Source organism: Pseudomonas sp. GM50, assembly GCF_000282375.1.
Classification (GTDB): Bacteria; Pseudomonadota; Gammaproteobacteria; order Pseudomonadales; family Pseudomonadaceae; genus Aquipseudomonas.
In genome coordinates this window covers 1-20281 of sequence record NZ_AKJK01000073.1, presented here as the reverse complement: position 1 = coordinate 20281, position 20281 = coordinate 1, and the positions used below count along the sequence as shown (strand labels likewise).

17 protein-coding genes are annotated in these 20281 nt (G+C 59.9%); 6 read left to right on the top strand and 11 right to left on the bottom strand.

What is annotated here, in order from left to right:
* Nucleotides 1-84 precede the first annotated feature (84 nt).
* The gene (locus PMI30_RS11825) at nt 85-978 is read left to right on the top strand and encodes a DMT family transporter (protein WP_008010976.1); all 894 of its coding nucleotides are present in this window, start codon (nt 85-87) and stop codon (nt 976-978) included.
* On the opposite strand, the gene PMI30_RS11830 is transcribed toward PMI30_RS11825, so the two are convergent.
* From PMI30_RS11830 to recQ, 4 genes are all read right to left on the bottom strand, one after another.
* Nucleotides 972-1259, bottom strand: a complete 288-nt coding sequence (locus tag PMI30_RS11830; protein ID WP_007895010.1) for a SelT/SelW/SelH family protein — start codon at nt 1257-1259, stop codon at nt 972-974. The two genes, PMI30_RS11825 and PMI30_RS11830, sit on opposite strands and share 7 nt — an antisense overlap.
* 162 nt (nt 1260-1421) lie before the next feature.
* Entirely contained in the window at nt 1422-3227 is a 1806-nt protein-coding gene (locus PMI30_RS11835) for a FimV/HubP family polar landmark protein (protein WP_008010975.1), read from the bottom strand.
* A gap of 128 nt (nt 3228-3355) precedes the next feature.
* Nucleotides 3356-3790, bottom strand: coding sequence for a MarR family transcriptional regulator (locus PMI30_RS11840; protein WP_007895007.1), 435 nt, complete (start codon nt 3788-3790; stop codon nt 3356-3358).
* Between the two features lie 119 nt (nt 3791-3909).
* Nucleotides 3910-6036, bottom strand: a complete 2127-nt coding sequence (gene recQ, locus PMI30_RS11845; RefSeq protein ID WP_008010974.1) for a DNA helicase RecQ — start codon at nt 6034-6036, stop codon at nt 3910-3912.
* 419 nt (nt 6037-6455) lie between these two features.
* On the opposite strand from recQ, the gene PMI30_RS11850 reads away from it, so the two are divergent.
* The 4 genes from PMI30_RS11850 (at nt 6456) to lapD (ending at nt 10390) form a co-directional block, all read left to right on the top strand.
* Nucleotides 6456-7043, top strand: a complete 588-nt coding sequence (locus PMI30_RS11850; protein WP_007895005.1) for a UPF0149 family protein — start codon at nt 6456-6458, stop codon at nt 7041-7043.
* Nucleotides 7044-7053: 10 nt separating this feature from the next.
* Nucleotides 7054-7449, top strand: a complete 396-nt coding sequence (locus PMI30_RS11855) for a YbaN family protein (protein ID WP_008010973.1) — start codon at nt 7054-7056, stop codon at nt 7447-7449.
* A 270-nt stretch (nt 7450-7719) separates the two neighbouring features.
* Nucleotides 7720-8427 carry a cysteine protease LapG gene (gene lapG / locus PMI30_RS11860; protein ID WP_008010972.1) on the top strand — a complete coding sequence of 236 codons (708 nt, stop codon included), beginning with the start codon at nt 7720-7722 and terminating at the stop codon, nt 8425-8427.
* 22 nt (nt 8428-8449) lie between these two features.
* Complete coding sequence (lapD, locus tag PMI30_RS11865; RefSeq protein ID WP_008010971.1) at nt 8450-10390, top strand: cyclic di-GMP receptor LapD; 1941 nt, start codon at nt 8450-8452, stop codon at nt 10388-10390.
* A 67-nt stretch (nt 10391-10457) separates the two neighbouring features.
* On the opposite strand, the gene PMI30_RS11870 is transcribed toward lapD, so the two are convergent.
* From PMI30_RS11870 to PMI30_RS11890, 5 genes are all read right to left on the bottom strand, one after another.
* Entirely contained in the window at nt 10458-11513 is a 1056-nt protein-coding gene (locus PMI30_RS11870; RefSeq protein ID WP_008010970.1) for an AI-2E family transporter, read from the bottom strand.
* A gap of 82 nt (nt 11514-11595) precedes the next feature.
* Complete coding sequence (locus tag PMI30_RS11875) at nt 11596-12402, bottom strand: DUF4892 domain-containing protein (protein WP_008010969.1); 807 nt, start codon at nt 12400-12402, stop codon at nt 11596-11598.
* 8 nt (nt 12403-12410) lie between these two features.
* A complete protein-coding gene (locus PMI30_RS11880; protein WP_007899019.1) occupies nt 12411-13070 on the bottom strand; it encodes a glutathione S-transferase family protein in 660 nt (219 codons plus the stop codon).
* A 50-nt stretch (nt 13071-13120) separates the two neighbouring features.
* On the bottom strand, nt 13121-13975 hold the full coding sequence (locus PMI30_RS11885) for an alpha/beta hydrolase (protein WP_008010968.1): 855 nt from the start codon (nt 13973-13975) through the stop codon (nt 13121-13123).
* Nucleotides 13972-14778, bottom strand: a complete 807-nt coding sequence (locus PMI30_RS11890) for an alpha/beta fold hydrolase (RefSeq protein ID WP_008010967.1) — start codon at nt 14776-14778, stop codon at nt 13972-13974. The genes PMI30_RS11885 and PMI30_RS11890 overlap by 4 nt, the downstream gene beginning before the upstream one ends.
* Nucleotides 14779-14978: 200 nt before the next feature.
* Here PMI30_RS11890 and PMI30_RS11895 point away from each other — a divergent pair, with 200 nt between their 5' ends.
* A complete protein-coding gene (locus PMI30_RS11895) occupies nt 14979-17885 on the top strand; it encodes an RHS repeat-associated core domain-containing protein (RefSeq protein ID WP_008010966.1) in 2907 nt (968 codons plus the stop codon).
* Between the two features lie 43 nt (nt 17886-17928).
* Here PMI30_RS11895 and PMI30_RS11900 read toward each other — a convergent pair whose 3' ends face one another.
* The gene (locus PMI30_RS11900; RefSeq protein WP_008010965.1) at nt 17929-18372 is read right to left on the bottom strand and encodes a hotdog fold thioesterase; all 444 of its coding nucleotides are present in this window, start codon (nt 18370-18372) and stop codon (nt 17929-17931) included.
* A gap of 32 nt (nt 18373-18404) precedes the next feature.
* Complete coding sequence (locus PMI30_RS11905; RefSeq protein ID WP_008010964.1) at nt 18405-20072, bottom strand: AMP-binding protein; 1668 nt, start codon at nt 20070-20072, stop codon at nt 18405-18407.
* Nucleotides 20073-20281: the final 209 nt, after the last annotated feature.

The window sequence follows — 20281 nt, the reverse complement described above, 5'->3', positions numbered from 1 at the left end:
AAGATCAAAAGATCGCAGCCTTCGCCAGCTCCTACAGGGGCCGATGGTTGTCGGCCGGATTCGATTCGTTTATCAAGGATTGCAATGACTCCCCGTACCGCCCTTGGCGCTCTGCATATCGGTGCACTGATGTTCGGCCTGACCGGCGTATTCGGCAAACTCGCCGCCGCTTCGCCGGCCATCATCGTGTTCGGCCGTGCCGCGTTTGCCGTCCTCGCCCTGGCGTTTTTCGCACGGTTCGCAAGCAATACCCGTTGGCAGAAACTCGACGCCGCGGACCTGCGCCGCCTGCTGCTCAGCGGCTTGCTGCTGACCGGGCACTGGGTGAGTTTCTTTATCGCGGTGAAGGTCGCCGGGGTGGCGATCGCGACCCTGGGTTTTGCCAGCTTCCCGGCGTTTACCGTGATCCTCGAAGGGTTGATCTTCCGCGAGCGCATCCGCGCCAACGAAATCCTGCTGGTGGTGCTGGTCAGTATTGGATTGGTGCTGGTCACACCGTATTTCGATCTGGCCAGCGGCGCCACCACTGGCCTTTTGTGGGCGGTGGCTTCCGGCTTGTTGTTCGCCCTGCTGTCCCTGACCAACCGCGCCAGCTCTGGACGAATTCCGCCGGTGCAGGCTGCACTGTGTCAGAACGTGGTGGTTGCGATCTGCCTGCTGCCGGTGGCGGTGCCGCAGTTGAGCGAAGTGCGCGCCATCGACTGGCTGTGGATCGGCCTGCTCGGGGTGTTCTGCACCGGCGTCGCCCACAGCCTGTTCGTCGCCAGCCTGGCGGTGATCAAAGCCCGGACCGCGTCAGTGGTGTTTGCTCTGGAGCCGGTTTACGGCATCACCCTGGCCTGGCTGCTGTTCGATGAAAACCCGACGCTGCGCATGCTGATCGGCGGCGCGCTGATCATCGTGGCGATCGTGGTCTCGAGCCGGTTGTCCGGCAGTTCAAGCAAGAGAGCCGTGGCGGTAGAAGCCCCGTCTCACTGAGTGCGGTCGTTGTGGCCCAGGTCGCGGTCCGGATCGATCTGATCGCGGACCCGCTGCTTGAGCACCTTGGCCTCGGGAAAACCACCGTCGGCCTTGCGCTCCCAGAGCTGCACATCGTCACAGAAAATGTGAAAAACCCCGCCGGTGCCGGGCACCAGAGACACTTTGCCCAGGTCATCGCCGAAGGTGCTGAGCAGTTCCTGGGCCAGCCAGGCGGCGCGCAACAGCCATTGGCATTGCGTGCAATAGGTGATGACGATTTCCGGTTTACGTGCGGTCATGATTGGCAAAACTCCTGGGCCTGGGGGCGTCGCCATGATAACCGCCTTGCCCCTGATGCTGTAGGAGCGAGGCTTGCCCGCGAAGAACGATAATGCGGTTGTCCTGATAAACCGCGTCATCGTTCTTCGCGGGCAAGCCTCGCTCCTACATGAGTAAGGGTGTTATCGGATACCGGCCAATAGCGTCCGGGCCGTTTCCTTGAGCGGTTCGTCGCCTTCCTTGAGCAACTCGTTGAGTAACTCGATGGCGCTGTCCAGATCGCCGTCGTCGATGCAGGTCTGGGCCTGTTCGAGTTTGCCCGCGCTGCTCGGCCCGGCCGGTTCAAGCTCCATCAACTCAGCATTCAGCGGCTCAAGCTCCAGCAGCTGGCCAGAATCGCTGAATTCGTTGAGAAAGGTCTCGTCCAGAGATTGAGCGTCCGGTTCGGCGATCCATTCAAGCTCGGGCTCGTCCAGCGTCGGCTCCTCGGGCATTTCGAAAACATCGGGCAATACATGCAGATTCGAGGTGAACCCGGGGTCGTCTACCTGCGCTGACTCATTCGACGGTTTAGCGCTGGATGATGAGTTTTCGAAGGGGCTGATCAGGTCCCAATTCGAATCCATCGACAGGTCATCGAGGTTCAACTGGAACTCATCGCTCGGTGCCGCTTCAGGGGTTGCAGGCATGGGCGGCGCCACAGCCACGGCGGCGACCACCGGTGCGGCGCTGATCAGTTTCGGATGGCGGGCGCGGATGTCCTGAAGTTGCTGTGCATCGAACCCGGCGTCTCGCAGGCTGCTTTCCTGCGCGTCATAAGCTTGCACGTCGCCCTGTTTACCGAGGACTTCCAACAGTTGCACGGCTAGGTCGGTGCGCTGGGGTTCCCTGACCAACGCATCTCGCAACAAACCGGCTGCCTCGGACAAACGGCCATACGCCAGATATATACCCACCCCTTCCAGCACGTCGCCTGCGGGAGTCTCTTCGGCCGATCCGGCTAGCGGTTGCGGCCGGGACGCAGGACTGGCCGGTTCTGTTGCGCGACTGAGCACCGGTTCATGACGCGACGGCGGTACGGGTATCGGCTCGGGCTGGACCTGAGCCTGAACCTGCTGTCGTTGAAGGCGAAGGAATACGCCGAGCAGTACCAACGCCACCACTGCCAGCAACCCGATGATCAGCAGCCACGGAGTCGGTTCAGACTCCTCTACTGCAACGGGCACCGGCGTCGGCGCCGCGGGCACGACCGGTTCTGCCGATGCCTGTTTGACTTCCGCCAGCTGGGTTTGCAGCTCGATCAGTTGTTTTTTCTGGCCGGCAATATGTTCATCCTGTCCCTGAAGCTTCGCATTCAGCTCATTGATGGTCGTTTGCAGTTGCTGGTTTTGCAGCACGCTGGCGGCCAGTTGCTCGGCAACAGCATCATTCGCAGGCGCGGCTGGTTTATCGACATCAGGCTTGGGCGCCGCCTTCGCAGCAGGTGGCGGTGCAACAGCCGGTTCGACGGAGGGGAACGCGGAAGATTGAGGGCGCGGCTCGGGCTCGTCGTTGACGGGAACAATGCCCGGTGACCCCGGCGGATCGATCAGCACGGTGTACTCGCGCAGCAAACGCCCGTTGGGCTGATTGAGCTGCACCAGAAAATTCAGGAAAGGTTCCTTGACCGGTTTGCTGGAAGTCACCCGGATCAGGCTGCGGTTGCCCCGCAGGATCGGTATGAACTTCAGGTCGTTAAGGAAGAACACCCGCTCGACGCCGGCGCGGCTGAACTCGTCCGCCGTCGCCAGGCTGACCGATAGCTCGCCCTCTTCCAGACCACCGGCGTCCACCAGGGCGATGTCGGCATTGAACGGCTGATTCAACGCCGAATGCTGGGTAATCTCACCCAACCCGAGCGCAGGGGCCAATGCCGAGTAAGTGACGGCACCACCGGCCAGCAGCAGCCTGGCGCAACACCGCAATACAACGTGCCAACTCTCGAGCATGAGCATCCCTTAGATAACCAGAACCAACCTGTACGTGTTCGCACATCCGGTACGAACACGATATTGCCTAGTAGTTCTTTATAGTCTGCCCAACGGGGTATCTCAAAAATCCGGCGCGTGGTTGTGCCTCAAGATTTTTCCAGGTTGGCCAGGATGTGCCCGTGGACTCGCATGCAGACCTTCAAGTCCGCCTCATCAACGCCTTCGAACAGTTCATGGCGCAATTGAGTGGCAATGGTTTCAATTTGTTCGATCAAGGGCCGGGCCGGGGCACAGAGGACGATTTTTTTCGCCCGACGGTCTTCCAGCACGGATTGGCGTTGCACCAGGCCCTGACTTTCCAGGCTGTCGAGCAGTCGAGCCAGGGTGGGCCCTTCGACGCCGACGCTTTGCGCCAGTTCGCGTTGGGTCGGGGCATCATCGAAACGCGCCAGGTGCAGCAGCACCAGCCAGCGCGCCTGGGACAGACCCAGGCCAGCCAGTCGACGGTCCAGTTCGGCACGCCAGCCCCGAGACATCTGGGCCAGTTGCATGCCAAAGCGGTGTTGATCGGTTAACGGCATAAAACACTCATGGTTAGACTGAAATAGAGAAAAACTAATTATTAGTCAGCTAAGCATGACCTTTGGCTATAGGCAAGGTTTGCTCCGTACTGAATCGTTACATCTGTGCCGCAGGTCATTCAGACTTCGAATTCCGACTGCAGGGCGGCACGAACGCAATACAAAACACCTTCCGGAACTCTTCCTGCGAACAGCGCGGCAATCTCCGATACAGGCGGCAACTCGCCTTCGCCGTCGAGGAAGGCGTCCTGGACTTCACCCATCAACTCTTCGGGCAGATCCAGCGCCTGTTCCAGTGACAACTGCTGCTTGCCAATCGCCTCGGCGAGCATCGCGTAGACATTCTTTTCCGAGCATTGCAGCTGACCGGCGATCTGCAACGGTGTCATGCCGGCCCGAGCCAGAGTGATCAGCTCGTGGCGCACATCGGCCACCACTTTCGGCGCCTCGACCTGACCGCCGAGCACTTCGAGGAAGGCCTCGCCGTAACGCTCCAGCTTGCGCGCACCGACACCGCTGACCGTGGCCATTTCCGCCAGCGAGGTCGGCTGGCTGCGGAGCATTTCCAGCAGCGTCGAGTCGGGGAAGATGACGTACGGTGGCACACCGTGTTCCTCAGCCAGTTTGCGACGCAGGGCACGCAAGGCTTCCCACTGTTCGCGTTCTTCGCCGCGAACCAGTTGGCTGGCTTGGCTCTTGCTGCTTTTGGCGGTGGTTTGCGGCTTGAGGTCGCGGCGCAGTTCCAGAGTCACTTCGCCCTTGAGCAGCGGCCGGCAGGTATCGCTCAGGCGCAGACCGCCGTAGCCTTCAAGGTCGATGTCCGCCAGACCTCGGGCAACAAGCTGTCGGAACAAGGAGCGCCATTCGCTCTCCCCCATCGCTTTGCCTACACCGTATACCGACAAATGCTGATGACCGAAGCTGCGAACCTTTTCGTTGTCCTTGCCCAGTAACACATCAACCAGATGACCGACGCCATAACGCTGACCGGTGCGGTAGATCGCCGACAGCGCCTGACGGGCCGGCTCGGTGGCGTCCCAGGTCTGCACGCCGTCGACGCAGTTGTCGCAGTGGCCGCAGGGCTCGGGCATGTCTTCGTCGAAGTACGCGAGCAGGGTCTGGCGGCGGCAGCGGGTTTCTTCGCAGAGCGAGAGCATGGCGTCGAGCTTGTGCTGTTCCAGACGCTTGTGGCGCTCGTCGCCTTCGGAGTTTTGCAGCATCTGCTTGAGCATCACCACGTCTTGCAGGCCGTATGCCATCCAGGCATCCGCCGGCAGGCCGTCACGACCGCCGCGACCGGTTTCCTGGTAGTAGGCCTCAAGGGATTTCGGCAAATCCAGGTGCGCGACAAAACGTACGTTAGGCTTGTCGATGCCCATGCCGAACGCCACGGTGGCAACCATGATCAGTCCTTCCTCGTTGAGGAAGCGCTTCTGGTGATGGGCCCGTGTGTCGTTGGGCAGACCGGCGTGGTATGGCAGCGCCGGGAAACCTTGCTCGCTGAGGAACACCGCTACTTCATCAACCTTTTTGCGCGACAGGCAGTAAACGATACCGGCATCGCTGCGGCGCTCGGCGAGGAACGCCAGCAACTGCTTGCGCGGCTGTTCCTTGGGCACGATGCGATAGAAAATATTGGGGCGGTCGAAGCTCGAGAGAAAACGCTCGGCATCCTGCAGATGCAGACGATCGACGATTTCTTCCCGGGTGCGCTTGTCGGCCGTCGCGGTCAGGGCAATGCGAGGGACGTTGGGGAACAATTCGGCCAACTGGCCCAGTTGCAGGTATTCCCGACGGAAATCGTGGCCCCATTGGGACACACAATGCGCTTCGTCGATGGCGAACAAAGCTATTTCAAGGCTTTGCAGGAAGGCCAGCATGCGCGGCTGAACCAGGCGCTCGGGCGCCAGGTAGAGCATTTTCACTTCGCCGCGCTTGATCCGCGCCGCCAGATCACGCTGTTGCTCAGCACTCAACGTGGAGTTCAACGCCGCCGCGGCGACGCCCAGCTCTTCGAGGGTGGCGACCTGATCGTCCATCAGCGCGATCAGCGGTGACACCACCACGGCCAGGCCCTCGCGCAGCAGTGCCGGCACCTGGAAGCACAAGGACTTGCCGCCACCGGTAGGCATCAGCACCAAGGCGTCGCCGCCACTGGCCACGCGCTCAATGATTGCACCCTGACGGCCACGGAAACTGTCGTAGCCGAAGATGTCCTTGAGGACGCGTTGAGCCTGTTCGAGCATAAAAACTCCAAAAATCACCGAAACATCCCTGCAAGGCTGGTTCAGAACCACGAAAGCTGCACTGACAAATCGTAAGTGCGCATTGCATGACGCTTCACATTTCAGCCGTGACGCCAGCAGGGCATCACAAAACGCGCGAGTATACCCGAGCCCTCCCCTGCAAAGGGCGCCACTGAGAAGACACATGAAAGCCAATGCAATGCAGAACCTGCGGGAGCGGGCTTGCTCGCGAAGGCGGTGTATCAGTCGACATTAATGCTGCCTGACACACCACCTTCGCGAGCAAGCCCGCTCCCACAGGGTTTCATTGTCCCGACCACAGATTCCATCACAAGGCTGCAAATATGCCGCGCGGCTGGCCCAAGCGCTCAAGAAGGCCTAGAATTCCCGCATCGTATATTCCCCAAGGTAGCCCTTTAATGTCCTTCGCTGAGCAACTAACCCGCCTGCAAGTCTTCCTCGACGCCGACGAGCTGCATGACGAGGCGCTGGACTACGTGGCCGCCCACGGCTACCTCACTGCGCTGTCGATCTGTTCCGAGAGCGTTCCCGACCGTGAATGGATCGACGCACTCTTCGCCGAAGAGCCGCATTACGCCGACGACACCGAGCGTGAAGCGATCGAATCCACCCTGCTGCTGCTCAAGGCGCACATCGCCCGCCAACTGGCGTCCGACGAAGAGTTCGAGCTGCCGTGCGACCTCGACCTGGGCGACGACCCGGACGATTCCGACCTGCGCGGCTGGTGCATCGGCTTCATGGAAGGCGTGTTCCTGCGCGAAGCCGCCTGGTTCGAAACCGCCGAAGACGAAGTCAGCGAAATGCTGCTGCCAATCATGGTCGGTTCGGGTCTGTTCGACGAACAGCCTGAGTTCTCCGACATCGCCGCCGACGCCAACCTGATGGACGACATGATCGTGCAGATCCCGGAGGCCCTGACCGCGCTGTACCTGCTGTGCAACGCGCCAGACGAAAAACCGGCGATTCTCAAGCCACGTCACCACTAAGGTTTTGCCTATGGACAACCCCATAGGCAACCGCCCCCTGATGTTGCGCTACGTGCTGCTGGCCATCGGCTGGCTGAGCGTAGCGCTGGGGGTGATCGGGATTTTCCTGCCGGTGCTGCCCACCACACCGTTCCTGTTGCTGGCGGCCGCCTGTTTCGCCCGCAGTTCGCCACGCTTCTATCACTGGCTGGTGGAACATCCACGGCTTGGGCCGTGGGTCCGCGACTACCTGAGCGGCAATGGCATTCCCCTCAAGGGCAAGGTCTACGCCATCGGTTTGATGTGGGCGAGCATCCTGCTTTCCTGCTATCTGGTGCCGCTGCCTTGGGCGCGGGGGTTCATGTTGACCAGTGCAGTGCTGGTGACGGTTTACATCCTCAAGCAGAAAACCCTGCATAAACCCTGATCCCCATCTGTGGCTCGGGGCTTTTGTGGTGAGGGCGCTTTTGTGGCGAGGGGGCTTGCCCCCGTTGGGTTGCGAAGCAGCCCCAAAACCTGCACCCCATCTTATCCTGACACATCGCATTGATTGGTTTGGCGACTGCTGCGCAGCCGGACGGGAGCAAGCCCCCTCGCCACAAAAGCAGTCCTGCAATGCCCACTTCGTCCGACGACCTGCCCTTCTTCGCTGAAAACACCGCCTAGACTTCAGGCATCTGCACCCGAGCAGCCAGACATGTCCCGCAGTCCGCGTAGTCCAGGATGGTCAACGCTCCGACTTCGGTTCGGCGGATGGCTGCTGCTGACGAGTTTTCTGCTGGCCGGGTTGGGTAGTGTCAGGGCCGAGTGGGACTTTGCGCAGATTCTGCAAACGGCCGAAAAACGCTATGGCCCCCTTGGCCTGGCCCGGGGACGGATCGAGGCCTGGAGTCAAATGCTGCAAAGCGAACTCAACGCGCCCGAGCGCGAACAACTGAATGCAGTCAATCGCTTCTTCAATCAACAACTGAGCTTTCAGGACGACACGCGTATCTGGCGTCAGACCGATTACTGGGCCACGCCAGTGGAATCGCTGATCAAGGCCGCGGGCGACTGTGAAGACTACGCCCTGGCGAAATATTTCAGCTTGCGACACCTCGGAATTCCCAGCGAGAAACTGCGCATCACCTACGTCAAGGCCCTGACCCAGAACCAGGCGCACATGGTGTTGACCTTCTACAGCAGCCCCACGGCCGATCCGCTGGTGCTGGACAATCTGATCGGCGAGATCCGCCCCGCTTCCCAACGCAAAGACCTGTTGCCGGTGTACGCCTTTAACGCCGAAGGCCTGTACTTGCCGGGAGCCAATGGTGGCAAACGCAGCAGCGACTCGAAAAATCTGTCGCGTTGGCAAGACGTGTTGAAAAAGATGCAATTTGAAGGGTTCGCCGTGGGCGAAGGCTAGCCGCTAATGCAAGGAGCGTTTTATGTCACTGCGCAAACAGTTGTTTCTCGCCATTTGCCTGTTCTTGCTGGTGGCCTTCGGCGGCAGTTTTTTTGTCAGCCTGGAAAGTTCTCGCGAACAGATGCTCGGCCAGTTGCGCTCCCACGCCCAAGACGCCGCCACGGCGCTGGGCTTGTCATTGACGGCACAGATCGACGACCCGGCGATGATCGAGTTGATGGTCAGCTCGATTTTCGACAGCGGCTACTTCAGCAGCATCCGTATCGTCAATATTGTGGATGAACGGGTGTTGGTGGAACGCAGCACACCGCCGCAAATCGAGGGTGTTCCCGGCTGGTTCATCAACCTTGTTAACCTGCGCCCACAAGGTGGCGATGCACTGATCATGCGTGGTTGGGAGCAAGCGGCTCGGGTCGAAGTGCTGAGCAATCCACAATTCGCCTTGGCCAAACTCTGGGACAGTACCCTCGGTAGCCTGATCTGGTTGTTGATTTGCGGACTGCTCAGCGCTGTGTTTGGTGGCTGGCTGTTGCGCCGGCAATTGCGCCCGCTCGACAATATGGTCAAACAGGCTGAAGCCATCAGCAAACGCGAGTTCCGCAGTTTGCCGAAACTGCCGCGCACACCGGAGCTCAAACGCGTGGTGCTGGCCATGAACCAGATGGTCGAAAAACTCAAAGCGTTGTTCGCAGAAGAGGCGGCCCGCAGCGAAAAACTGCGCTGCGAATCTTATCAGGACAACCTCACGGGCCTGGCCAACCGGCGCTTGCTGGATGAACAACTGGCCGATCAATTACTGGTTTCCGAGCAGAGCCGCGACGGTCATTTGCTGATGCTACGGATCAATGACCTGAACGGCCTGAACCAACGTCTGGGCGGCCAGCGCACCGATAGCCTGATTGGCGCCGTCGGCGAATTGCTCAAACGCCTGACGCAGCCTCCGGAACGTCGAACCTGGCTCGCGGCGCGCAATCGCGGTGGCGAATTCAGCTTGCTGACCCCGGGCCTGGACGGAAAGGATGCTGCACGCCTGGCTTCCGAAATCAGCGCCACCCTGGAAAACCTGCGCCTGACCGGTGCCAGCGACTGCATGCCGGTGGCGCATCTGGGCGTGGTCGCCTATCACCCCGGCGAACCGATGAACGACGTGCTGCTGCGCCTCGATCAGGCGCTGACCCAGGCCCGGCAACATCCCGAGCGGCCGTGGATACACATGACCCGTTCCGATACCGCACAGAACCAGTCCCAACACGACTGGCGCACCTGGATCGACGAAGCGCTGACCGAGGGCAAGATGCAGCTGTATTTTCAACCGGTGGTGCAGTGCGCCGATACCAGCCAGGTGTTGCATCACAAAGTCCTCGCGCGCCTGCTCGACCCGCAAGGCGAGGCGATTGCCGCCGGGCATTTCCTGCCGTGGATCGAGCGTCTTGGCTGGTCGGCACGATTCGATCTGGCGATGCTCGAAACCACTCTCGAATATCTGGCCGCCAACCGTTGGCCGCTCGCGCTGAGCCTGTCCGGCAGCACCCTGCGCGATCAGACTCAGCTAAAACTGATCTGCGACATACTTGAATCACTGCCGGAACTGGCGCCGCTGCTGACCCTGGAAATCGACGAACGCCAATTGCCGCCCCCAGAAGAACTGCAACGCCTGAGTCACAGTCTGCTCAACACCGGTTATCGCATCGGACTGCAGCACTTCGGCGGCAGCTTCAGCCAGATCGGCAACCTGACGCAACTGGGGCTGGCTTACCTGAAAATCGACGGAGCCTATATTCGGGGTATCGATGAACAGACTGACAAACGCCTGTTCATCGAGGCGATTTTCCGGGCGACCAACAGCATTGATTTGCCGTTGATTGCCGAGATGGTGGAGACGCAGGGGGAGCTGGAAGCAATCCGGGAGCTGGGGTTGTTCGGAGTAATGGGAAGACTGATTGGGCCGCCAGAGCCGATGTGAGTCAGCCGGCCATTATCATCAAGTACACCGCGTCATCGTTCATCGCGAGCAGGCTCGCTCCCACAGGTCAGGGCCGGCGATCATCGACCCGAGCCTGACTCTTGCTCCAATCGGTCAGCAGGCTGTAAGCCACGGCCAACAATGTCGGGCCGATGAACAGACCGATAAACCCAAACGCAATCAACCCGCCAAACACCCCGAGCAGCACGATTACCAATGGCAGATTCCCGCCCCGGCTGATCAGGTACGGCTTAAGTACGTTGTCGACTCCGCTGATGATGAATGTCCCCCAGCACCCAAGGAACACCGCCATCCCATACTCGCCCTTCCAGGCCAACCACACCGTGGCCGGAATCCACACCAACGGCGGCCCCATTGGAATCAGACTCAGTAAAAACGTCACGACCCCCAGCACCAGCGCCCCAGGCACGCCGGCAATCAGGAAGCCGATCAACGCCAGCACTGCCTGAGCCGCCGCTGTGCCGATCACCCCATTGACCACCCGCTGTACGGTGCCCGCCACCAACTCGATGTAATAGCCAGCGCGGTCACCGATCAGCCGTTCCAGCAACCCATGGACAAACACCGCCAACCGTGGCCCGTCGCGGTAGAAAAAGAACACAAAGACAATACTCAGCGTCAGCTCAAGGATGCCGCCACCGATCTGCGCACTGCGCGCCAGCAACCAGTTACCGACCTGCCCCAGATAAGGCTTGATCGCCAGCATCATCGCCGCGCCTTGCTGATCGATGCTGTTCCAGATACCCACCAACCGCTCGCCGACCAAGGGAATACTGCCCAGCCAGGTCGGTGCTTCAGGCAGACCGTCGACTTGCACATCCTTGATGAACACCGTGGCATCGCGTACATGATCCGCCAGGTTGAAACCCAGCCACACCAACGGTGCTGCCACCAGTAACATCCAGCCTAATGTCAGTAACAGCGCCGCCAGGGATTCACGGCCATTGAGCCAACGGGTCAACAAACGCATCAGCGGCCAACTGGCAAACGCCAGCACCGCGCCCCAGAACAGCGCCGACCAGAACGGCGCCATCACCCAAAAGCTCGCGCCAAACAGCACCAGGAGCAGAATTTGCACCAACAGCCGATCGTTATTGGGCATGTATGATCCTGAAAAAAGTCAGACGAAAAAGTCAGTCAGCAAAGAGTAGGCGAACGCGCAGAACGCGTTCGCCCAATAAAGCTTATCGCAACAGCTCGAAGTGCAGGCCAGAGCCTTCGACGTTGCCGGTTTCCATCCGTGCCGACCGCACACCCTGGCCGATCAGCGCCTGGCGCCAGGCTTCGGCATTGGGTCCCGAAACATTGACGCGCAATGTGGTGTCCAGGTTCAGGCCTCGGGAAATCAAACGCAGCCAGGTGTCGTCAGGGTTGCCGTCGAGTTTGGGGAAATCAAGCTCACCGGTGCTCTTGAGCTGTCGCAGCAAGGTCGCGGAAGTTGGCAGCAAATCGCCCAATGGTGCAGCAGCGTCGAACTGTTCGACGTGCAGATAAGCCCTGCGATTGCCACGCGTGATGCTGTAAAGCGCCACCAGTGTGTTGTCTTGAGGGGCTGCTAGACGCAGCAGCAAATAAGCCTGCTGATTATCGGCGCCATACAGCTTTGCGTTGCCGAAGACTTCATTGGCCCACAGGCTGCTTTCGCCACAATCCCGGGCCTGGCACCAGAACAACAACTCGGCGCCCTGCTTTTGCAAGGCTTCGCGAGCGGCGGTGAAGGCATCGGTAGAGGAATGTTCCGGTGGCAATTCGTAGGTCACCGAGGTGGTTTGCCCTCGAGCAGTGACCTGACCGTCGAAGCGCAGCTGGCCGCTGATCTTGCGGATCGAACCCAACGGGTAAATCCGCTCGAGCTCGACAGCCGGGCGATAGTCGACGATCTGCGCATCGGCCATACGCGGCACGATCGGCAGGTCCTTACTGCCAGGGACATCGGCGGCAAACAAAAGAGGACTGAAACAACACAGCGCCAGCAGAGTGAGTGAACGCATGGATGGACTCATCGAATCAGCATGGCCTGGGCACCCTTGATGACACTGTCGTCATCAATTCGCTCGGGCACCAGTAAACCGCGTTGTACCGCAGGACGCGCCTCCATTGTCGCCATCCAGCGCTGCAGGGCTGACAAGCCATCCACCGCGACACCAGACCATTCATGGCCACGGACCCATGGATAAGTGGCAATGTCGGCAATGCTGTACTCGCCCGCCAGAAACTCTACGGCTTGCAGACGCGTGTCGAGCACTTCATACAAGCGCCGGGTTTCATGTTGATAACGGTCGATAGCGCCTTGGAGTTTTTCCGGGAAGTAACGGAAAAACACGTTGGCCTGGCCCTGCATCGGCCCGATTCCGCCCATCTGGAACATCAGCCACTGCAATACCACCGAGCGCCCCTTGGGGTCCTGGGGCAGCAGTTTGCCGGTCATCTCGGCGAGGTAAATCAGAATCGCGCCGGACTCGAACACGGCGAAATCGCCATTGGCACGGTCGACAATCGCCGGAATCCGCCCATTGGGATTGATCTTGAGGAAGTCCGGGGACTTCTGTTCCTTTTTGTCGAAACTCAAGGCATGCACCGTATAGGGCAGGCCGAGTTCCTCGAGCACGATAGAGACCTTGTGGCCATTCGGGGTCGCAGCGGTGTACAGATCTATCATGGTTGTCTCCCATTTCAACCCGCCCAGCCTCGACAGTTGCCCGGCGCAAGTCAAGGAATGGCGAAGAACCGATTGAAACAGTCTGCGACAAGGTCGGCACCGGGTTCGTCATTCAGGTGCAAATGGTGGCCGCCAGGCAACTGTTCCCGGCTAAAGGGTAGACGCTCCAGCAACTCTGGATGTTTGGCGAGCATACCGTCAGCCGCAACCACCAGGTGTGCAGGACAACTGACACGCTGGACGAAGGCCATCGCCTGTTCGGTAGTCAGACGTAACGGCGACGGCAGGGTCAGGCGGTTGTCGGTGCGCCAGGTATAACCACCCGGCACCGGCATCAAGCCGCGCTGGGCCAACAGTTCGGCGGCCTCGCGACTCACCGCCACCAAGCCTTTCATTCGTGCTTCGATGGCGCGATCCAAGGTGTTGTAGACCGGTTTGCGTTTTTCCCGCAGATCCAGCTGCGCTTGCAGGGCCATGCCCATACGCTCGGCAGCGTTTTCGCCCTTGTCTGTAGGAGGAATGATGCCGTCGATCAAGGCCAGATGAGTCACCCGTTCCGGCAACGACCCGGCCAGCACCAGCGAGACGATCGCCCCCAGGGAGTGCCCCAGCAGCGCAAAACGTTTCCACCCCAACTGCTCGGCCACTTGCAGCACGTCGTGGGCGTAGTCCCACAGCGCGTAACCGGCGCCGTTCGGCCGATGCCCAGAGTGACCGTGCCCGGCCATGTCCAGCGCGATGATGCGCAAGCCCTTGAGCTTGGGCGCCAGCCGGGCAAAGCTGTTGGCGTTGTCCAGCCAGCCGTGCAAGGCGATCACTGGCAAGCCATCCTCGGGACCGAACAAGTGCGCCGCCAACTCGATATGCGGCAGGCTCAGGCGAACTTCTTCGACGACGCTGTTCATGCACAATCCTGTTGGCTGCGACCGTCCCAGCGACTGAACAGATTCTTCAGCAGCGTGGCCGTGTCTTGTGGGCGTTCGAGGGGAAACATATGGCCGCCGGGCATGGTCAAGGACTCACCCAAGGGCATGCGCCCGACGGAACGGGCGTGATGGCGCATCACCACGCGGCTTTTGTGTCCGCGAACCACCGCCAATGGCACTTTCAACTGCCGTGCACGGCCGGGGCTGGTGTGGGGCACGCCGCGGTAGATGCTGATTTCCGTGGCCGGATCGAAACGCAGGCGCAGTTTGTCGCCGACCTTTTGCAAACCATGTTGAAGATAGGCGTCGAAGCATTCCGGATCGAAGCCACGAAACAGGGTTTTACCGGCGAAATACAGGCGGGCCGCGTCCAGATCGGCGAACTCTTCCCGTCGTCCCAATGTGCGGCCGGCCGGGGTCAGGCGATCGATGAAACCGAAGCGCTTGGCGGCACGGATCACCCATTGATCGGCGCGGGTCAGCACCGGCGAATCGAGCATCACCACGCCGCGATACAGCTCAGGGCAACGCAATGCGGCATGCAAGTGCAGCACGCCGCCAAAGGAGTGACCGACGCCCCAGACCGGCCCCGGTTGCTGCTTGAGGTGATGAATCAGCTCATCCACCAGATTGTTCCAGTTGTCGTCCGCCGGAAAACGCGGGTCATGGGCGTGCTGCTCCAGATGCGTCACCTGATACTCGGGCGCCAGCGCCGCGAACAACTTGCCGTAGGTCCCCGAAGGAAAGCCATTGGCGTGGGCGAAAAATATCTGTTGCGACATACCTGCAAATCCATAGCGAGAACAGAGCCCGATTGTCCGCAAGCCTACCGGGATCTGCAATGACCGTAACTGCCAGGAATGATGACAGTCGTGCCGTGGCCATGTCAGTTTTAGCGAGTACCTGTTAGTTCTGACAGTTGACAGTCAAGCCTGATGACGCCGATAAGATCACTGTCGCCAAGCCACAGGCAACGCCTGTCATGACCCACGCAAACACTCCAGCTATCGAAGCCTTCGACTCTAGAGGACAAGGTGTGCGGGCCATCGCGTATCACCGTCGCGACGGTGTGACCGCTCCTGAGAGTTGCATCACCCAACAGATGCACGACATTGCCGGTCGTGCGGTGCTAAGCCGCGATCCGCGGCTGTTCCTTTTACATCAAGGCGCTCGGCAGACGGCCGCCAATCAAATAAATATATTCAGTCTGTCGGGCGTCGTGCTCCTGTCCGAAAACAGTGACGCCGGTTGGCGCCTGGGCTTGTTCGGCGAAGATGGGCAAGGTGTTGACGGGTGGGATCAGAAACTCAGCCATAGCCGTGTGGACTATGACCGGCAGCGGCGTCCCATCGCGACATTCGAGCGCGCTCACGGCGGACCGGAGCATTGCGTTGCACGTTTTTCCTACATGGATGCCAGCGCCGATGAAACCCATAACCAGCGCGGCCAATTGATTCGGCATGACGATAGCGCAGGAACGCAGCACTTCGTCGAATTCAGCCTCGCCGGCACACCGCTGCAAATCAGCCGTACATTCGTCGCGGATCCGCAATGGCCGATTGACTGGCCCGCGGCGGAAGCAGAGCGCGATACTTTTCTGGAAACTGAATCGGCCATTACACGCATCCGCTGTAATGCCGCAGGTGACCCCGTCAGCCAGACCGACGCACGGGGTAACACACAGACATTTCTTCAGGATCGCGCCGCACAAATGCGCGAGGTCAGCCTGAAACTCACCGGGCTGGCAAAACAAAAAACGCTGATCAGTGAAATCCAGTACAACGCCTTCGGCCAGATCGAGCATCAACGTGCGGGAAATGGTGTTATTTCCAGCGCGACTTTTCGCCCGGAAGATGGTCGGCTGGAGCACTTGAAGGCCTGCCTGCCTGGACAGCCTGCGCTGCAGGATCTGACGTACGACTACGACGCTGTGGGCAATGTCACGTGTTTGACCGACGCCGCTGAAGCGGCTCACTACCACCGCAATCAACGGATCGATCCGACCCTTCGCTACCGGTACGACAGCCTTTATCGACTGATCGAAGCCCGTGGCCGACAGGTTCGCTATGCCCCCGCCGGGCCGCAATTACCCGATTTCCAGTCCGCCCCCGATCCCGGACAACTGGAAAATTACACGCGGTTCTACACCTACGACAACGCGGGAAATATGCGGGTCATGCAGCATCAGGCGGATAGCGCCAGCCGTACCGAATATACCGCCATCGCCGGATTGAGTAATCGCAGCCTCCCCCAAAAAGCCAATGGAGAACTGCCGGAGGAGAACGAGATTGCCGCAGGCTTTGACCTGAACGGTAACCGCAAGTACCTCCAACCCAGACAAGACCTGCTATGGGACCTGCGCAATCAGTTGCGTCAGGTCGAGCAGGTAGTGCGCGAGAACGAACCTGACGACATCGAGTTTTACCTCTACGACGGCAGCGGTCAGCGACAGCGCAAGATCCGCCAAGCCTACACCGGCACATTGACTCGCACGCACGAAACCCGCTACCTGCCGGGTGTGGAAATTCGCACCTCCCCCGACGGAATCCTCCATGTCATTACGGTCAAGGCCGGGCGTGGGACGGTTCAGATCCTGCACTGGGAGAAAGAGCCTCCGTCAGGCATTCCGCAGGACCAGCACCGCTACAGCTTCACCGATCATTTGAACTCCAGCACTGTCGAGCTGGATGGGGCAGCCAGAATCATCACATGGGAAAGTTATTACCCCTATGGCGGAACCTGTTGGTGGGCCGGGCGAGACAAACAGGAAGCCAGCTACAAAACGGTTCGCTACTCAGGACAGGAGCGGGATGCTACAGGACTGTATTACTACGGCCAACGGTACTACATGCCCTGGCAACAGCGTTGGCTGAGTGCCGATCCGGGTGGTACGGCGGACGGGTTTAACTTGTATGCGATGGTTCGCGGCAATCCGATCGGTTATATCGACAATCAAGGCCTCAACCGCACAACTGCTGTGGCGACTAATACCGCCGTCGACGGCATGGCCAGTTTTTTTGGGACAGTGACCCGAATGATCGTTTCCGTCAGCCTTTCTCAGCTGCCTCCCACGGAAACGAGCAACAACTTGCTCTTGGCAACGGCAATTGCACTGGAAAGCAGCTCTGCCGCGTACACGACCGCAGGATTGGCGGCCAATAGCCGGTACCGAAAAGCCCTGCCACTGCTGGCAGGTGTAACCGCAGCTACGCTGGCTGCCGTACCAGCGTTCTACAATCGTACCGATCTCGAAGAAGGCCAGTTGAACACTGACGCCATTGATCGGATAGCCACGGTAGCTGGCAATTTTGTTCGAGAAAGCATTCAAGTCGCTGGCAACCAACAGGGCGCAAATTACCCTTGGGGGGATACCGCCCTTCTCAGCCGCCTCGGAGCTGTGGGTCCGACCGCTCTCGTCTATGGGGGAATAAGGGCTGCATCCAGCTATTTACAAGCCGGATTGCATTCATCCATAAGCGGCTTATTCGCCTTCCTGGCCGAAGCTGCAGACGGCGGCATCGGGACCCTGTTCCGCTCCCTTCACCCCAACACGTCCTATCAGGAAGGCTCTGGGCAAATCAGGTTTGATCGAAATTATGCTCATAACGTTTTGCATGGCAGCATAGGCAGAAACGTATCGGCGACGATCAATCGAGAGTTGACCCGCTTACTCAGACCGCTTATTTCGACACTGCCGTCTGAAATCCAGTCGGCGATACTCGGCGCCTCGGGGTTCTGGACCGAAGGTCGTGGAGTTGTCATGGCAGCGGTCAAACGAGGTTACGACGGTATCCCTGAGAGCCGAGTAACAGGCCCAGTACTCGGCGACTCCAGAAGCGAACACCCACCGTCCAGGCGAAGCTCCATCAACAACGCGCATCAGGTCTGAAATGACCAAACACTACCGGTTTTCCAGCACAGTAATGGGCGACCTACCGTGCTGGCGGCGTCTCACCCAACGGCACCACCGCCATGGTCAGCCGCGACACGCAACTGGCCTTGCCCTCATCGCTGCTCAAACGGATATCCCAGACATGGGTGGTGCGACCAATGTGAATCGCCTTGGCCACCGCCGTCACTCGCCCACTGCGCAGGCCGCGCAAATGATTAGCGTTGATTTCCAGGCCCACGCAATAAAACTTGCTGGCGTCGATGCACAGGTAACTGGCCATCGAGCCAACGGTTTCGGCCAGAACCACCGAGGCGCCACCGTGCAACAAACCATAAGGCTGGTGCGTGCGATGGTCGATGACCATGCTTGCCGTCAGGGACTCGTCATCGAAGGCTTCGAAGCGAATGTCCAGCACTTCGCCGATGGTGTTTTTCTGGATTGCATTCAACTGCTCGAGGTGGGGAATGGTGCGCCACAGACTCATCGTTACGTTCCTTTGTTGGAGTTGTTCGGGGCTCAATCCTGCCACAGCACTGCCTCGCTACGCTCGCTCCATTCTTCGAAGCGCGCACCGTAAACTGCTTCGATCATGTTGCGCTTGATCTTCAGGGTCGGTGTCAGGAAACCGTTTTCCACCGCCCAACTGTCCTTGACCACCACCAGTCGACGCAAGCGTTCATGCCTGTCGAGGACGCCGTTGACCTCCTCCAGCAGTTTTTCCAGGCTTGAATGCAAGCCCGCCCGGGCCGATCCATTCGCGTCCTGCCGGCCGACCGCCGACAGCACGCACAACCCCAGTGGTGCGCTCAGCCCATCGCCAACCACGCACACTTGTTCGATCCGCGCATGCACCGCCAGGCGATTTTCAATCGGTGCCGGGGCAACGTATTTGCCTTTGCTGGTTTTGAAGATTTCCTTCAGGCGCCCGGTCAGGCGCAGGTTGCCTTCGGCATCTTCCTCGCCCTTGTCACCGGTACGCAGGAAACCGTCCTCGGTGATGGCTTCGGCGGTTTTCCCAGGCTCCTTGAAATAGCCGAGCATGGTCGCGCCGCTGCGCACCAATACTTCGCCGGACGGTTCGATGCGCACTTCGACTTCCGGGCATGGCTTGCCGATCCAGCCGGGTTTGTTCTGGCCTGGCAGGCCGATGTGGGAATAACCGCAGCTTTCGGTCATGCCGTACACCTCCAGCACATCCAGCCCCAGTTTTTGGTACCAGAGCAGCAAGGTCTGCGGCACGGGCGCAGCGCCGGACAAGGCGACGCGCAAGGCGTCCAGCCCCAACCCGGCGAGGACTTTGTGCCCTACCCGTTTGCCAATGAAGGGCAAGCCGAGCAGGAAGTCGAGGCGTTTAGCCGGGATCTTGCTGTAGACGCCCATCTGGAATTTGGTCCAGATCCGCGGCACACCGAACAACGCGGTCGGCCGGGCACGCTGCAAATCGACGAGGAAGGTGTCGAGGCTCTCGGCAAAAAATACCGTTTGCCCGGTGTAGATCGATGCCAGATCGACGAACATCCGTTCGGCGACGTGGCACAGCGGCAGGTAGGACAGCAGGCGATCGGACTCATTCAGGCCGAACAACTGAGTGCCACGAGTGGTGGCAAAGCCCAAGTTGCCGAAACTGTGCATCACGCCTTTGGGCTGGCCCGTGGTGCCAGAGGTGTAAATAACAGTCGCCAGTTGATCGGCGGCGGGTTTGGGGTCGTCCTGAATCGGCGAGCTGCGCTGCAGATCGGCCCAGCTGAAATCGAAGGTGCCGGCCGGGCACAGCGGCAGGCTGATGGTTGGCAGGTCGGATCTGACCCCGGCGGACATGCCCGGCCAGTCATCCAGCTTGCCAATGAACACCAGTGCGGCTTCGGAATGATCGAGCACCTGGGCCACGGAATCGGCAGTCAGATTGGGATACAGCGGCACCGAGACATGCCCGGCCATCCAGATCGCCAGGTCGGCGATGATCCAGTGGGCGCAGTTTTTCGAGATCAGCGCGATGTGGCTGCCTTGTGGCAATTCGCGAGCCCGCAGCCAGTGGGCGGCACAGCGCGCCTGATGGCCGACGTCGGCCCAGGTCAACGTCTCGACCTGGCCGCCCCCCGTCGGCTGGACCAGAAAGCGCTGGCGGGGATGACGGGTTTCACGCTCGTAGAAGGCGTCCAATGGCAAACGGAAAGTAGCAGACATGCGACTTGCTCCATTATTTTTTGTCTGGAGCAAGCGTAGTCAACCAAGCAAGTGCTTGGTTGACTATTTCACATAAAAAACCGAACGCTATCTTCACAAAAAAACCGAACGCCATCGCCCTCTGTAGGAGCGAGGCTTGCCCGCGAAGGGGCCTTCGAAAACGCTAAAAGCTTCGCGGGCGAGCCTCGCTCCTACAAAAGCAGAAGCAA